At 73.1% G+C, this 14,738-nt stretch carries 12 protein-coding genes; 8 read left to right on the top strand and 4 right to left on the bottom strand.

The window, feature by feature from the left end; all coding sequences use genetic code 11:
- Positions 1–84: 84 nt before the first annotated feature.
- On the bottom strand, positions 85–516 hold the full coding sequence (gene mraZ / locus OOK41_RS11895; RefSeq protein WP_266264608.1) for a division/cell wall cluster transcriptional repressor MraZ: 432 nt from the start codon (positions 514–516) through the stop codon (positions 85–87).
- Between the two features lie 355 nt (positions 517–871).
- Here mraZ and OOK41_RS11890 point away from each other — a divergent pair, with 355 nt between their 5' ends.
- From OOK41_RS11890 to OOK41_RS11880, 3 genes are read left to right on the top strand one after another with little or no spacing between them, the layout of a single operon-like run.
- Positions 872–2,119, top strand: a complete 1,248-nt coding sequence (locus OOK41_RS11890) for a MurT ligase domain-containing protein (protein ID WP_117668987.1) — start codon at positions 872–874, stop codon at positions 2,117–2,119.
- On the top strand, positions 2,109–2,828 hold the full coding sequence (locus tag OOK41_RS11885) for a type 1 glutamine amidotransferase (protein WP_117668884.1): 720 nt from the start codon (positions 2,109–2,111) through the stop codon (positions 2,826–2,828). The genes OOK41_RS11890 and OOK41_RS11885 overlap by 11 nt, the downstream gene beginning before the upstream one ends.
- Positions 2,825–3,514 (top strand): TVP38/TMEM64 family protein, encoded by a 690-nt coding sequence (locus tag OOK41_RS11880; protein ID WP_266264607.1) that lies wholly within the window; start codon positions 2,825–2,827, stop codon positions 3,512–3,514. Before OOK41_RS11885 ends, OOK41_RS11880 begins: the two co-directional genes overlap by 4 nt.
- Before the next feature lie 111 nt (positions 3,515–3,625).
- Here the strand turns inward: OOK41_RS11880 and leuS are convergent, their stop codons facing one another.
- Entirely contained in the window at positions 3,626–6,463 is a 2,838-nt protein-coding gene (gene leuS, locus OOK41_RS11875; RefSeq protein ID WP_266264604.1) for a leucine--tRNA ligase, read from the bottom strand.
- Positions 6,464–7,009: 546 nt separating this feature from the next.
- On the opposite strand from leuS, the gene OOK41_RS11870 reads away from it, so the two are divergent.
- The 3 genes from OOK41_RS11870 (at position 7,010) to OOK41_RS11860 (ending at position 11,983) form a co-directional block, all read left to right on the top strand.
- Positions 7,010–8,065 carry a MoxR family ATPase gene (locus OOK41_RS11870; RefSeq protein ID WP_266264602.1) on the top strand — a complete coding sequence of 352 codons (1,056 nt, stop codon included), beginning with the start codon at positions 7,010–7,012 and terminating at the stop codon, positions 8,063–8,065.
- A gap of 2 nt (positions 8,066–8,067) precedes the next feature.
- A complete protein-coding gene (locus OOK41_RS11865) occupies positions 8,068–9,366 on the top strand; it encodes a DUF58 domain-containing protein (protein ID WP_117668988.1) in 1,299 nt (432 codons plus the stop codon).
- 145 nt (positions 9,367–9,511) lie between these two features.
- Entirely contained in the window at positions 9,512–11,983 is a 2,472-nt protein-coding gene (locus OOK41_RS11860) for a DUF3488 and transglutaminase-like domain-containing protein (RefSeq protein ID WP_266264600.1), read from the top strand.
- An 8-nt stretch (positions 11,984–11,991) separates the two neighbouring features.
- Here OOK41_RS11860 and OOK41_RS11855 read toward each other — a convergent pair whose 3' ends face one another.
- Positions 11,992–13,221 carry a helix-turn-helix domain-containing protein gene (locus OOK41_RS11855; protein WP_266264598.1) on the bottom strand — a complete coding sequence of 410 codons (1,230 nt, stop codon included), beginning with the start codon at positions 13,219–13,221 and terminating at the stop codon, positions 11,992–11,994.
- 2 nt (positions 13,222–13,223) lie between these two features.
- On the bottom strand, positions 13,224–13,409 hold the full coding sequence (locus OOK41_RS11850) for a hypothetical protein (protein ID WP_117668889.1): 186 nt from the start codon (positions 13,407–13,409) through the stop codon (positions 13,224–13,226).
- A gap of 229 nt (positions 13,410–13,638) precedes the next feature.
- Between OOK41_RS11850 and OOK41_RS11845 the strand changes: the two genes are divergently transcribed.
- Positions 13,639–14,493 (top strand): helix-turn-helix transcriptional regulator, encoded by an 855-nt coding sequence (locus tag OOK41_RS11845; RefSeq protein ID WP_266264596.1) that lies wholly within the window; start codon positions 13,639–13,641, stop codon positions 14,491–14,493.
- Positions 14,490–14,663 carry a DUF397 domain-containing protein gene (locus tag OOK41_RS11840; RefSeq protein WP_117668891.1) on the top strand — a complete coding sequence of 58 codons (174 nt, stop codon included), beginning with the start codon at positions 14,490–14,492 and terminating at the stop codon, positions 14,661–14,663. The genes OOK41_RS11845 and OOK41_RS11840 overlap by 4 nt, the downstream gene beginning before the upstream one ends.
- Positions 14,664–14,738: the final 75 nt, after the last annotated feature.

Raw genomic sequence — 14,738 nt, 5'->3', positions numbered from 1 at the left:
GATCGTGCGCCTGGCACCGGGGAAGGGGCGCCAGGAACTCGAAAGCGGCTGGAGATCTCGCAGTACGTCGGACGTCGTCACGCCCTACAGACCGCCGGGCAGCACCCCCTCCTCGATGTCGGCGAAGTCGTCTTCGCTCTCGGCGAGGTAGGTCTCCCAGGCTGCCTTGTCCCAGACCTCCACCCGCGTGCTCGCCCCGATCACCACCAGGTCCCGGTCGAGCGCCGCGTAGGCCCGCAGATGGGCCGGGATGGTGACCCGGCCCTGCTTGTCCGGGACCTCGTCGTGCGCGCTGGCGAAGAAGACCCGGCTGTACGCCCGGGCCGCCTTGTGCGTCATGGGTTGCGCGCGCAACTGGTCGGCGATGCGCTGGAACTCGGGCATCGGGAAGACGTAGAGACAGCGGTCCTGCCCTTTGGTGATCACGACACCCCCCGCCAGCTCATCCCGGAACTTCGCCGGAAGGATCAACCGGCCCTTGTCGTCCAGGCGTGGGGTGTGAGTGCCGAGAAACATCGGCCCAACCCCCTCGCCCTTCAGCGGCGTTCGCGGCGCCGCCTCCCCCCGGGCCGGTGGGGCCCTCCCGGCCTCACCATTGGGCCCCACTCTACTCCACTTCCCTCCACCTGCAACCAGAATCGCCCGCGCGGCGCGGCGTTTCCGAACGCAAAACAGCACGTCAGAGGGGGTGGAGCGGAGTGGAGGGCCGGAGCGCCCCCGACGGGGCGTCCACTACCCGACATAGATCGACTCCGTCCGGTCGAACACGCGCTGGCCGTCCGCCGGGCGTCCCCGGCCGAACGGTTCGCCGTCGGCGGCGATCTGGCGGGGGCGGCGGTCCGGTAACCTCGCTCGCGTGACGGACGCGAAGATGCCCCTGCGGGCGAAGGTGGCCAGCTCGGTGTCGCGGACCGCCGCGGCGCTGTCGAGAGCCGCGGGTCGTGGTGACGGTTCGGTGATCGGCGGGTGGATCGGCCTGAAGATCGATCCGGACCTGCTCGCCCACCTGTCTGCCGGACGCGCCATCGCGCTCGTCTCCGGCACCAACGGCAAGACGACCACCACCCGGCTGGCCGCCGCGGCGGTCGGCGTCCTGGGCCGGGTGGCCACCAACTCCTTCGGCGCCAACATGCCCACCGGCCACACCTCGGCGCTGGCCAAGGCCGGCAGCACCCCGTACGCGGTCCTGGAGGTCGACGAGCACTACCTGGCCCAGGTCCTGGAGGCGACCGAGCCGCACGTGGTGGCGCTGCTCAACCTCTCCCGGGACCAGCTCGACCGGGCCAAGGAGGTCGCCATGATGGCGCAGCTCTGGCGGGCCGCGCTGGTCAACCACCCGGACGTGCGGGTGGTGGCGAACGCCGACGACCCGATGGTGGTGTGGGCCGCCACCCCGCCCGGCGACCCGGCCCGCGGCGTCCGGCCGCCCCACGTCACCTGGTTCAGCGCCGGCCAGCGCTGGCACGACGACTCGTGGGTCTGCCCCGAGTGCGGCCACACCATCCAGCGCTCCGGCGAGCAGTGGTGGTGCAGCGGCTGCCCGCTGCGCCGCCCCGGCCCGCAGTGGACGGTGGAGGACGACGGCGTGCTCGACCCCACCGGGGCCTGGCACAAGGTGACCCTCCAGCTCCCCGGCAAGGTCAACCTGGGCAACGCGGCGACCGCCCTGGCCGTCGCCGCCGAGTTCGGCGTACGCCCGGTCGACGCGGTCTCCCGGCTGGGCTCCGTCACCTCGGTCGCCGGCCGCTACGCCCAGGTCGACCGGGACGGGCGCAACATCCGGCTGCTGCTGGCGAAGAACCCGGCGAGCTGGCTGGAGGCGTTCGAGATGGCCGACGTGGCCCCGACACTGCTGTCCATCAACGCCCGGGACCCCGACGGGCTGGACACCTCCTGGCTGTTCGACGTCGACTTCGCCCCGCTGCGCGGCCGGCAGGTGCTGATCACCGGCGACCGGGCGTACGACCTGGCGGTCCGCCTCGACGTCAACGGGGTGCCGTTCCAGCACGTGCGGGCGTTCGCCGAGGCGGTCCGGGCCGTACCGCCCGGCCGTCTGGAGGTCATCGCCAACTACACCGCCTTCCAGGACATCCGAGCGGAGCTGGACCGTGTCAACTGAGAGCCTGCGTATCGTCTGGATCTACCCCGACCTGCTGTCCACCTACGGCGACCGGGGCAACATGCTGATCCTGGCCCGCCGGGCGCAGCAGCGCGGAATGCCGGTGGAGGTGCTGGAGGTCCGCTCCGACCAGCGGCTGCCCGCCACCGCCGACATCTACCTCATCGGCGGCGGCGAGGACGGCCCCCAGGCGCTCGGCGCGCAGCGGCTGCGGGCCGACGGCGGCCTGCACCGGGCCGTCGCCCAGGGGTCGGTGGTGTTCGGCGTCTGCGCCGGCTACCAGCTCCTCGGCACCTCCTTCTTCGCCAAGGGCGCCCAGTGCACCGGGCTGGAGCTGCTCGACCTCTCCTCCGACCGGGGCCCGTCCCGGGCCGTCGGCGAGCTGGCCGGCGACATCGACCCCCGGCTCGGCGTGCCGGCGCTCACCGGCTTCGAGAACCACGGCGGCCGGACCCACCTCGGCCCGGGGGTGTCCCCGCTGGCCCGGGTCACCGCCGGGGTCGGCAACGACGGGGCCACCGAGGGCGCGTGGCGGGGCAAGCTGCTCGGCACGTACTCGCACGGCCCGGCCCTGGCCCGCAACCCGGCGCTGGCCGACCTGCTGCTGCGCTGGGCGACCGGCGCGCACCAGCTCCCGCCGCTGGACGACACCTGGGCCGACCGGCTCCGCGCCGAGCGCCGCGCCGCGGTGGCCGCCGCCCGGGCATGATCCCGGCGGTCCGGCGGCTGCTCCGGCAGCCGGCGGCGCGCCGGTTCGCCCTCCTGCTGCTCCTGCTCGCCGGGTTCGCGGCGCTGCTGCCGGCGGTGCCCCGGCCCGACGCGGCGGAGCTGCCCCGGCTCGCCGACTCCCTCGGCGGGTACGCCCCGGTCGCGGCGGTCGTCGGCGGGGCGCTGCTGCTGGTCGCCCTGGTCCCCCGCACCTTCGTCACCCTCGCCACGGGGGCGATCTTCGGCCCTCTCCCGGGGGCCGGTTACGCCCTCGGCGCGGCGCTGCTGGCCGCGGCGATCGGTTTCACCGTCGGCCGGGTGCTGGGCCGGGAGTTCGTCGCCGGACGGGTGCGCGGTCGGCTGGCCCGCCTCGACGGCTGGTTCGCCCGGCAGAGCGTGCTCGGGGTGATGACGGTCCGGCTGCTGCCGATCTCCGGGTACGGGCTGGTCAGCTACGGCTACGGCACCACCGGCGCCCGGGTGCTGCCGTTCCTGGCCGGCAGCGTCCTCGCCTCCGCCCCGACGGCGTTCGGCTACGCGGCACTCGGCGCGGCGGCCACCTCGCCGGGCGACGTCAACTGGTACGCCGTCGCCCCGGCCGGCCTCGGCCTGATCGCCAGCGCGGCGCTGCTCCACCAGTGGTGGCGCGCCGAACGCCGCACACCCCCTGACGCACTGACCCACTGACCCCCCGACAAGATCCGCGCAAATTCACGGAAAGAGTGGCCATCCCGCGTCGGGAGGCCACTCTTTCCGTGAATTTGCGCCCGCTACGGCGAGGGGGGCGAGGGGCGCGGGTCAGGCCACGATGGAGACCATCCGGCCCTTGATCACGATGACCTTGCGGGGGTCCTTGCCGGCCAGCGAGGACGCCACCGCCGCCAGGGCCGCCGCGCGGACGTCGTCCTCGGACGCGTCGGCGGGGACCTCGACCCGGCCGCGGACCTTGCCGTTGATCTGCACCGGGTACGTCACCGTCTCGGCGACCAGCAGCGCCGGGTCGGCGACCGGGAAGTCCGCGTACGCCAGCGAGGCGTCGTGGCCCAGCCGGCGCCACAGCTCCTCGGCGACGTGCGGGGCGAACGGGGCGACCATCAGCACCAGCGGCTCGGCCACCTCGCGGGGGGTGGCCGGCAGCCGGGTCAGCCCGTTGGTCAGCTCGATCAGCTTGGCGATCGCGGTGTTGAACCGGATCCCCTCCATGTCGCCCCGGACCCCGTCGACCACCTTGTGCAGCAGCCGCCGGGTGGCCTCGTCGGCCGGGTCGTCGGTGACCCGCAGCTCGCCGGTCTGCTCGTCGACGACGGCCCGCCAGACCCGCTGCAGGAACCGGTACGACCCGACGACCGCCCGGGTCTCCCACGGGCGGGACACCTCCAGCGGGCCCATCGACATCTCGTACACCCGGAAGGTGTCCGCGCCGTACGCGGCGCACATGTCGTCGGGGGTGACCACGTTCTTCAGCGACTTGCCCATCTTGCCGTACTCGCGGCGCACCTCCTGCTCGTCCAGGAACCAGCCGCCGTCGCGCTCGACGACCTCCTCGGCCTGCACGTAGGAGCCCCGGGCGTCGGTGTACGCGTACGCCTGGATCATGCCCTGGTTGAACAGCCTGCGGTACGGCTCGAACGACGAGACGTGGCCCAGGTCGTACAGCACCTTGTGCCAGAAGCGGGCGTACAGCAGGTGCAGCACGGCGTGCTCGGCGCCGCCGACGTACAGGTCGGTGCCCCCGCAGTCGCCCTCGGCGCGCGGGCCCATCCAGTACCGCTCGTTCTCGGCGTCGACGAACCGGTCGGCGTTGGTCGGGTCCAGGTAGCGCAGCTCGTACCAGCAGGAGCCGGCCCACTGCGGCATCACGTTGGTCTCCCGGGTGTACCGCTTCGGCCCGTCACCCAGGTCCAGCTCCACCTCGACCCAGTCGCGCCGGCGCGACAGCGGGGTCTCCGGGTTGCTGGCGGCGTCGTCGGGGTCGAACGTCTTCGGGGAGAAGTCGTCCACCTCGGGCAGCTCGACCGGCAGCATCTCCTCCGGCAGCGCGATGGTGGCCCCGGTCTCGTCGTACACGATCGGGAACGGCTCGCCCCAGTAGCGCTGCCGGGAGAACAGCCAGTCGCGCAGCCGGTAGGTGACCGCGCCGGTGCCGTGGCCGTTGGCCTCCAGCCAGGCGATGATCGCCGCCTTGGCGTCGGCGACCCCCAGGCCGTTCAGGTCCAGGCCGCGCTCGGGCGCGGCGCTGTTGATCGCCGGGCCGTCCCCGGTGTACGCCTTGCCGGCGAAGCCCTCGGACGGCTGCACCGTCCGCACGATCGGCAGGTCGAAAACCTCGGCGAACGCCCAGTCCCGCTCGTCCTGGGCGGGCACCGCCATGATCGCGCCGGTGCCGTAGCCGGCCAGCACGTAGTCGGCGATGAAGATCGGGATCTGCCCGCCGGTGACCGGGTTGGTGGCGTACGCGCCGACGAAGACGCCGGTCTTCTCCTTCGTGTCGGACTGCCGCTCCACGTCGGTCTTGGCCGCCGCCGCCTTGCGGTACGCCTCGACGGCCGCCCCGGGGCTGGCGTGCCCGCCGGTCCAGGCGTCCCTCGTGCCCTCCGGCCAGGCCGCCGGCACCAGCGCGTCGACCAGCTCGTGCTCGGGGGCCAGCACCATGTAGGTGGCCCCGAAGACGGTGTCCGGCCGGGTCGTGAACACCCGGACCGGCGCGACGGCGGTCGGGAAGTCGATGTGCGCGCCGGTGGACCGGCCGATCCAGTTGCGCTGCATCAGCTTGATCGGCTCGGGCCAGTCCAGGGTGTCCAGGTCCTCCAGCAGCCGGTCACCGTACGCGGTGATCCGCATCATCCACTGCCGCAGGTTCCGCTTGAACACCGGGAAGTTGCCCCGGTCCGAGCGGCCGTCGGCGGTGACCTCCTCGTTGGCCAGCACGGTGCCCAGCCCCGGGCACCAGTTCACCGGCGCCTCCGAGACGTACGCCAGCCGGTGGTCGTCGACGACCGCCCGTCGCTCGGCCACGGTCAGCTCCGCCCAGGGGCGGCCGTCCGGGGTGGGCCGGGTGCCGCCGGCGAACTCGGCGATCAGCTCGGCGACCGGGCGGGCGCGCTTCGCCTCCCGGTCGTACCAGGAGTTGAAGATCTGCAGGAAGTTCCACTGAGTCCAGCGGTAGAAGTCGGTGTCCATGGTGGCCACCGAGCGGCGGTCGTCGTGGGCCAGCCCCAGCCGGCGTAGCTGTGCCTTGTACCGGCCGATGTTCGCCTCGGTGGTGGTGCGCGGGTGGGTGCCGGTCTGCACCGCGTACTGCTCGGCGGGCAGCCCGAACGCGTCGAAGCCCATCGCGTGCAGCACGTTGCGCCCGGCCATCCGCTGGTACCGCGCGAAGCAGTCGGTGCCGATGTAGCCCAGCGGGTGCCCGACGTGCAGACCGGCCCCCGACGGGTACGGGAACATGTCCAGCACGTACAGCTTCTCCGCGCCGGCCCGCGGGTGGTCGGGGTCGGCCAGCGGTCCGGTCGGGTTCGGGGTGTGGAAGGTGCCCTCCCGCTCCCAGGTGTCCTGCCAGCGCCGCTCGATCTCGTCGGCCAGGGCCGCGGTGTACCGGTACGGGGGGATGTCGCCCGTCGATGCTGCCTCACTCATGGCGTCTCCTCGCTTCGCTCGTCGCCGCCGGCCACGCCACGGCCGGGCTGGTTGCTGACCTCGCTCGGCGCGGTCATGTCGGTATGGGGAGCCGGCCCGCCCCGCCGCCGGCCGCCCGACGGAGGGGTCATGCCGCCCGGCGGCCGGGCCACGGCCGGCGAAGGGCACAAAAAAGCCCCTCGCGCAGGAGGGGCCGCCGTGCTGTCGCGCGTCAGCGCATCAGCACGGCCCGGTAAGAAGCTGGAAGACTCCGGCCATGTCGGGGAGTGTACCCCGCCGGCCGGGCGGCCACGTCGCCCGCCACCGGGAGGCAGGACGCCGACCCGGCCCGTTCACCGACGGAGGAGGGTCTGTTTCCCCCGTCCGGCGAATATTCGGGGCGTAACCGGCCGACTTCCTGCGGGGGTCGGCGATCACGACAAACATGGTTAGCCTGAGAGGCCAGTGAGATTTCTGCGGCAGACGAGACTCTTCCCGCTGCGAACCCAACGGCGGGTCCAGGTGCTCTGTAACAGAGCTGCCGTTCCGGCGACGAGGAGGAGGCCCGTGACACAACAGACCTGGGACGAGGTTGGCGGTCTGCTGCCGCACGACGAGTTCCGCGCCGCCAGTGAGGCCATCGTGGCCAACATCGAGCAGGTCATCGAGGGCAAGACCGCCACGGTCCGGCTCGCCCTCGCCGTCCTGCTCGCCGAGGGCCACCTCCTCATCGAGGACGTCCCAGGCGTCGGAAAGACCAAGTTGGCGAAGGCCCTCGCCCGGTCGATCGACTGCTCGGTGCGCCGCATCCAGTTCACCCCGGACCTGCTGCCCAGCGACGTCACCGGGGTGAGCGTCTACAACCAGGAGACCCACGACTTCGAGTTCCGTCCCGGGGCGGTCTTCGCCAACCTGGTCGTCGGCGACGAGATCAACCGGGCCTCGCCGAAGACCCAGTCCGCCCTGCTGGAGTGCATGGAGGAACGGCAGGTCACCGTCGACGGCGTCACCTACCAGTTGCAGACCCCGTTCATGGTGATCGCCACCCAGAACCCGATCGAGATGGAGGGGACGTACCCGCTGCCCGAGGCGCAGCGGGACCGGTTCACCGCCCGGATCGCGATGGGCTACCCGGACCCGGCGGCCGAGCTGGCGATGCTGGACGGGCACGGCGCGGCCGACCCGCTCCAGGATCTCGGGGCCGTCTCCGACGCCGACACGGTCCGCCGGCTGATCGCCACGGTCCGCGAGGTGCACGTCGCCGACGCGGTGAAGCAGTACGCGGTGGACCTGGTCACCGCCACCCGGGAGTCCCCCGACCTGCGGCTGGGCGCTTCCCCCCGGGCCACCCTCCAGCTCCTGCGCACCGCCCGGGCCGTCGCCGCCCTGGAGGGGCGCGACTACGTCCTGCCCGACGACCTCCAGGCGCTCGCGGTGCCGGTGCTCGCCCACCGGATCATCCCGACCGCCGACGCCCAGCTCGCCCGGCGTACCACCGACGCGATCGTGTCCGAGCTGGTGCACCGGCTCCCGCTGCCGCACGACCGCCAGCGCTCCCCGTACGACACCCGGCCCACCGGCGAGGGCAACGGCCGAGCCCCGTACGAGCCCCGGCGGCGGTGACCGTGCGCGACGGGCTCCGAGGGCTGACCACCCGCGGCCGTTCCTTCCTGGCCGCGGCGCTGGCCGCGGGCGTCTCCGCCGTTATCCTCGGCGAGAAGGACCTGCTCCGGGTGGCCGTGCTGCTGGCCATCCTGCCGCTGCTGGCCGCCGCGTACGTCGGGCGGAGCCGGTACAAGCTGGCCTGCAACCGGTCCCTGGAGCCGCACCGGGTGCCGGTCGGGGCCAGTTCCCGGGTGGTGCTGCGGTTGCAGAACATGTCCCGGCTGCCCACCGGCACCCTGCTGCTGGAGGACCGGCTGCCGTACGCGCTGGGCAGCCGGCCCCGGGTGGTGCTGGAGCGGCTCGGCGCGCACCAGGCCAGCTCGGTGGCGTACACCGTCCGCGCGGACGTGCGCGGCCGGTACGAGGTGGGCCCGCTGGTGGTCCGGTTGACCGACCCGTTCGGGCTGTGCGAGCTGAGCCGGGGCTTCCCCAGCACCGACCACCTCACGGTGATCCCGCAGGTCACCGCCCTGCCCTCGGTCCGGCTCCCCGGCGAGTACGCGGGCAGCGGCGACAGCCGGGCCCGCTCGGTGGCGGTGCACGGCGAGGACGACGCGGCGACCCGGGAGTACCGGATGGGCGACGACCTGCGCCGGGTGCACTGGAAGTCGACCGCCCGCACCGGGGAGCTGATGGTCCGCCGCGAGGAGCAGCCCTGGGAGAGCCGGGCCACCGTCGTCCTGGACACCCGGGGGTACGGCCACCGCGGCGACGGGCCGACGGCGAGCTTCGAGTGGACCGTCTCCGCTGCGGCCAGCATCGCCGTGCACCTGCGCCATGCCGGATACAAGCTGCGCCTGGTCACCGGCGACGGCGCGGACGTCGACGCGACCGAGGGCACCGGGGACGGCGTGCTCCTCGACCACCTCGCCGAGGTCCGGCTCGATCCGCGCGGCGAGATCACCACGCTGGTGCAGCGGGTCCGGCAGCGCGCCGACGGCGGCCTGATCATCGCGCTGTTCGGCTCGCTGAGCACCGCCGAGGCCGAGCTGCTCGCCGGGCTGCGCGGCAACGGCGCCACCTGCGTCGGCTTCCTGCTGAACAGCTCCACCTGGCTGAACCTGCCGGCCCGGGCCCGGGCCGAGGCCGACCACGCGCACGGCGCCGCCGCGCTCGCCCTGGTGCGCAACGGGTGGCGGGTGATCGGGATCGACCACGGGGCCCGGCTGCCCGCGCTCTGGCCGCAGGCCGGCCGGGGCTCGCAGGGGTTCGCCCTGCGGGCGGCGCTGGCCGAGACCGTCGCGGGCGGCGTGAAGTGACGCTCCGGCCGGGGTGGCGAACCGACGCCCCGGCCGGAGCGTGCGGTGGCGCCTCCCGAGCGGGGGCGTGCGGTGACGCCTCCCGAGCGGGGGCGGGTGAGGGGCCCGGCGCGCCGGGCGTGACAGAGACCGGAAGGGTGGTCCCGTGACCGCGACCCGCAACCTCGGCTTCGTGGCCGCCGGCGCGACCCTGCTCTCGGCGGCACCGCTGTCGGCCATCTTCGAACGCTGGACCTGGCTCATCCAGGCCACCATCGCGGTCGCGGTGGTGGCCGGGGCGGCGGCGTTGACCCGGCTGGTCCGGGCACCGCTGTGGGGGCAGGCGCTGGGCATGCTCGCCGGGCTGGTGCTCGCGCTGACCTGGATCTTCCCCAGCGGCGGGGAGCTGGTGGCGTTGGTGCCCACCCCGGCCACCTTCGCCCACTTCGGCGAGTTGGTCGGGGCGTCCGCGCAGGACATGCGCTCGTACCGGGTGAAGGTGCCCGACACCCCCCCGCTGCTGTTCGTCAGCGTGCTCGGCATCGGCGGGGTGGCGCTGGTGGTGGACGTGCTCTCCGTCGGGCTGCGCCGTCCGGCGCTGGCCGGCCTGCCGATGCTCGCCATCTACTCGGTGCCGGTCGCGGTGTACGTCGACAGCGTCCCCGCGGTGCCGTTCGTGGTCGGCGCCGCCGGCTACCTCTGGCTGCTGGTCGCCGACAACGTCGACCGGGTGCGCCGGTTCGGTCGCCGGTTCACCGGTGACGGCCGGGACGTCGACGTGTGGGAGTCGTCCCCGCTGGCCGCCGCCGGGCGCCGGCTGGCCGTGGTGGGGGTCGCGCTGGCGGTGGTGCTGCCGCTGGCCGTGCCGGGGATGACCGGCGGGCTGCTCGACACCCTCGGCTCCGGGACGGGCAACGGCACCGGCCGCGCCGGCCAGGGCGGCAACCCGGGCCGGGTCGACCTGTTCGCCGCGCTGAGCGGCGAACTCAACCAGTCCGAGGTCGCCGACATGGTGAAGGTGACCACCAGCGAGTCGGGCCCGTTCTACCTGCGCTTCGGCGTCGCCGACCAGCTTGAGGCGGACGGCTTCCGGGTGGGCAACCCGACCGGCCAGGCGGTGACCCGGGGGCTGCCCGACCCGCCTCAGGAGGCCCGGGAGGGCGTCGAGCAGCGGCGGTATCGGGCCACCGTGGAGACGACGAAGAACTTCGCCATGCCCCTGCTGCCGGTCTACGGCGAGCCCGTGCGGATCGAGGAGCTGGGCGGCAACTGGCGGTACGACCCGGCCCTCCAACTGGTCTTCTCCAACCGGGACGACTCCCGCGAGAAGCGCTACTCGTTCGACTACGTCCGGTCGACGTACAGCCCGGCGGCGCTGCGCCGCGCCACCTCCCTGCCGGCCGACCACCCGCTCCGGCTCCGGCAGACCGCGACCCCGCCGGTGTCGCAGGTGGACACCCTCGTCGCCGGCCTCGTGCGGGGCGAGCGCACCGACTACGACAAGGTGCGGGCGATCTACGACTACTTCTCCTCGGACAACGGCTTCTCCTACAGCCTGACCACCAAGGGCGGCACCAGCGGGCAGGACATCGTCGACTTCCTCAACAACAAGGCCGGCTTCTGCCAGCAGTACGCGGCGGCGATGGCGTGGCTGGTCCGGGCGGCCGGCATCCCGGCCCGGGTGGCGTTCGGCTTCACCAACGGCACGGGCCGCACCGACGAGGGGTACGTGCTGACCAACCGGAACCTGCACGCCTGGACGGAGGTCTACTTCGACGGGATGGGCTGGGTGCCCTTCGACGCCACTCCGGCGTACGGGGTGCAGGGCTCGACCCGCTCGGCGTGGGCCCCGGACACCGACGCCCCAGAGTCCGTCACCCCCGAGCCCGGCGCGCCGGTCACCCCGGGCGAGAACGACCCCTCGACGGAGGCCGCCGGCCCGGACCGGCCCGACCGGGAGACCGACGCCGGCCTGGCCGTCGGGGCCGGCGATCCCACCCGGCAGGCCCCGGTCTGGCCCTGGTGGACGGCGGGGATACTGGTCCTGCTCGGCCTGCTCGCGGTGCCGGCACTGCGCCGGGCGGCGCTGCGCCGACGCCGGGGCACCCGGGTGGCGGCGGTCCCGACGGCGACCATGGTGGACGCCGGCACCGGCCGGGACGGCGTCGAGCGGACGATCGTGGTCGGGGTGGACCCCGACCGGGCCCGGGCGGACGCGCACGCCGCCTGGGACGAGTTGCTCGACACCCTGGTCGACTACCGGGTCCGGGTGGACCGGACGGAGACCCCCCGGGCGACGGCCGAGCGCCTGGCCGCCGACGCGCTGACCGAGGACGCCGCCGCCGCGGCGGCGGCACGGCTGCTCGGGCGCGCCGAGGAGCGGGCCCGCTACGCCCGCGACCCGCTCGCCGGTGAGGAACTGGCCCCGGCCCTGCGCAGCGTCCGCGGCGTGCTCGCCGCCCGGGCCGACCGGCGGACCAGGCTGCTGGCCACGGTGCTGCCCCCGTCGGTGCTGCTGCGCTGGCGGACGGCGGTGAGTGACACGTCCTCGCGGGTGGTGGCCACCACCGGCGACGCCCGGTACCGGCTACTCCGCTGGGACCCGCGCCGGCTGCTGGCCAACCGCGCGGCCAGATGATCCGTCGATCAGACCACCACTCCGATCTCGTCGGCCAGGCGCAGGACGTCGAGGCTCGCCGCCGGCGACCGGCGCAGCAGGGTCGCCAGCAGTTCGTGGCCCAGCGGCCGGTTGCGGACCTCCGCCGGCGCCACCCGGTCGGCGCTCACCAGTGCCTGGCCGGCGGTGGTCAGGTCGCCCGTCTGCATGAACCCGTTCGCGGCGTCGAGCAGGTAGGCCGCCCGGCGCTCCGGCGGTAGCCGCCGGAAGGCGGTGCCTTCGATGAGCCGCTGATGCGCGGCAGGGTCAACGGCGCCCGTACCGAGTTCGGCCGCCGTCGCCATGCGGGCCAGTTCGACGGTGACCGGACCGAAGGCGGTCCGGTAGTGGTCCTGCCCGTCGCCGACGATCTCCGCCGCCTCGCCGGCCTGGCCTACCAGTTCGGCAACGCTGTCGGCGTGGCCGAGGGCGGCAGCGCCCAGCGCGGCCACGATGAGCAGCGTGCCGTAGACCGACAGTTGGTCGGGCGGGGCATCGAGCGGACTCGGCGGGGCGATCTGGTGGGCCACCGCGATGCCGATCTCCACCGCGTGCCGGGCCTGCCCCTGGGCGAGCAGCGTGTACCCGAACTGGGCGGCGCAGGCACCTGTCAGGAACGGATCGTCGGCGTCCTGGCTGGCGGTTAGCGCCCGGTCCGCCGCCATCCAGGCCAGGTCGTTGATCCCGGCCTTGCGCATCACGGCCGACGCGATCCGGTACGCCTCGGCCAGGCGCTGCGCGGCCTCCGGCGCGCCGGGGTTGGCCGCCCGGACCTGCTGGGCGTCGAGCAGCAGCTTCGGCAGCGACCGGACCAGGTCGGCGTACCTGGCGTGCTGGCAGGCCAGCCCGGCATGGTCGACGGCCTTCCCGAGGTCGCTGAGGGTGGGCGTCGACTGACCGCGCCCGAGCTGGACCGGCCCCCACCGGGCCAGGACACCCCGGAGCGCGTCGATACTGGCCCTGTCCGGCAGCCCGTCCGAGCCCGCCTCCCGCCCGGCGTCCTTGCCGAGCAGCAGCCGCAGGTCGACCCGGAGCCCATCGGCGATGGCCTGCAAGCTGGACAGCTTGTCCAGCGCGCGGACACCCCGCTCCACCTTGTCGACCCAGCTCTTCGACTTCCCGACAGCGTCGGCGAACTGCTGCTGCGACATGCCCCGCCGGCCCCGCCAGTACGCGACCCGGCGGCCTATCGGCAGCTCGTCCGTGGCTGATCCGTGCACGGTCACGCCTCCTCACCCGGCCAGTGCCCCCGGTTGATCGGGATGCGGTGCCGCACCTGGCAGGGCAGGTCCCGGCCACATCGGCAGGTCACCCGCTTGAGGATGTGGTTCCACGCCGGACTGTGCCGCCGCGCCAGGGTCAGGGCCACGGCGGCGATGAACTCGCTGTACGAGACGTGTCTGCCCATCCCGCCCCTCCTCGTCGGGGGCGTGGCGGCCGGGCCACTCTCGGTCATCCGACCACCACACCCAGCGCCATGCTTCACCGACGGAGGTCAGTAGTGCAATATTACATCCTGGATGAAATGAAGTGTGAAGATCTGTCATGTTAAATTCCATTGCTAAGCGTGGTCGGTAGGTGTTACATATCGAGCGCAGCTTTCGCCCGGTATGTAGTCACGGAGATAGGAGTGGTCAGTGACGACAAGCACGGGCTCGACAGTCCCGAGGCGCCAGCTCGGGCGCTATCTGCGCCAGCTCCGCGAGGAAGCGCGCATGACGATCAAGGCAGCAGCCGACGCACTGGAGTGGTCGACTCCGAAGATATGGCGGATCGAGACCGGCGCGACGTCGATGCGGTCGCTGGACGTGGAGGCCATGTGCAGGATCTACCGAGCGTCACCAGAAATCACCGAGGCGCTGATGGGCCTCGCCAAGGAGACGAAGGGTCGCGGCTGGTGGCACTCGTACGGCGATGCCATCCCCGAGTGGTTCGAGCTTTACGTGGGCCTGGAAGCCAGCGCGACCCGTCTCCGCAAGTACGAGCCGCTGCTGATCCCTGGCCTGCTTCAGACGAAGTCCTACGCGACCCAGGTCTATAGAGTTGGACGCCCGGACATGACCACCGAGGAGATCGATCGAGGTGTGGCGGTGCGACTCGGCCGGCAGGCCCTGCTGACCCGGACCATGCCGCCGGCCCCCCAGGTCGACATCATGCTCGACGAAGCGGTTGTGCGACGCGGCGTGGACACCCAACAACTCGGCCACATCATCGGCGTCAGTCGTCAGCCCAACGTGTCCGTGCGGGTGCTGCCCTTCGGCGTCGGTCTACACCGTGCCGGCTTGGCCAACGGTGCGTTCACGATCCTCGACTTCGACGGCAGCAGCGAGCCGTCGATCATCTACTCCGACGGCCTCACCGGCGCTCTCTACCTCGAAAAACCCGCCGAGGTCGCCGCATACGGAGACCTGTGGTCCGCCATCGAGAAGAAGGCCCTGAGCGAGGCGCAGTCTCGCAAACTAATCGCATCCATCGCAGAGGAGCTGACATGACCACGCTGACGTGGAAGAAGTCCACCCGCAGCAACGCGGGCGGAGACTGCGTGGAGGTTGCCACGCCGCCCCAGGCCGTCATGGTGCGCGACAGCAAGGACCGGCAGGGGCCGGTGCTGTCGTTCAGCCCGACCGCCTGGACCTCGTTCGTCGACGGGCTCAGGCGCTGACGCTCCGTCGACTGACGAACACCCCCCGGGCATTCAACGTCCGGGGGGTGTTGCTCTGACCGCCCGGGTTCAGCC

Origin of the sequence: Micromonospora sp. NBC_01655 (assembly GCF_026339755.1) — a bacterium.
Taxonomy (GTDB): Bacteria; Actinomycetota; Actinomycetes; order Mycobacteriales; family Micromonosporaceae; genus Micromonospora.
This window is presented reverse-complemented; position numbering and strand designations above follow the sequence as displayed.

Bases quoted from the DNA above. Each gene is read 5' to 3' on its own strand.
- mraZ (WP_266264608.1), bottom strand. From the start codon at position 516: ATGTTTCTCGGCACTCACACCCCACGCCTGGACGACAAGGGCCGGTTG.
- OOK41_RS11890 (WP_117668987.1), top strand. From the start codon at position 872: ATGCCCCTGCGGGCGAAGGTGGCCAGCTCGGTGTCGCGGACCGCCGCG.
- OOK41_RS11880 (WP_266264607.1), top strand. From the start codon at position 2,825: ATGATCCCGGCGGTCCGGCGGCTGCTCCGGCAGCCGGCGGCGCGCCGG.
- leuS (WP_266264604.1), bottom strand. From the start codon at position 6,463: ATGAGTGAGGCAGCATCGACGGGCGACATCCCCCCGTACCGGTACACC.
- OOK41_RS11850 (WP_117668889.1), bottom strand. From the start codon at position 13,409: ATGGGCAGACACGTCTCGTACAGCGAGTTCATCGCCGCCGTGGCCCTG.
- OOK41_RS11840 (WP_117668891.1), top strand. From the start codon at position 14,490: ATGACCACGCTGACGTGGAAGAAGTCCACCCGCAGCAACGCGGGCGGA.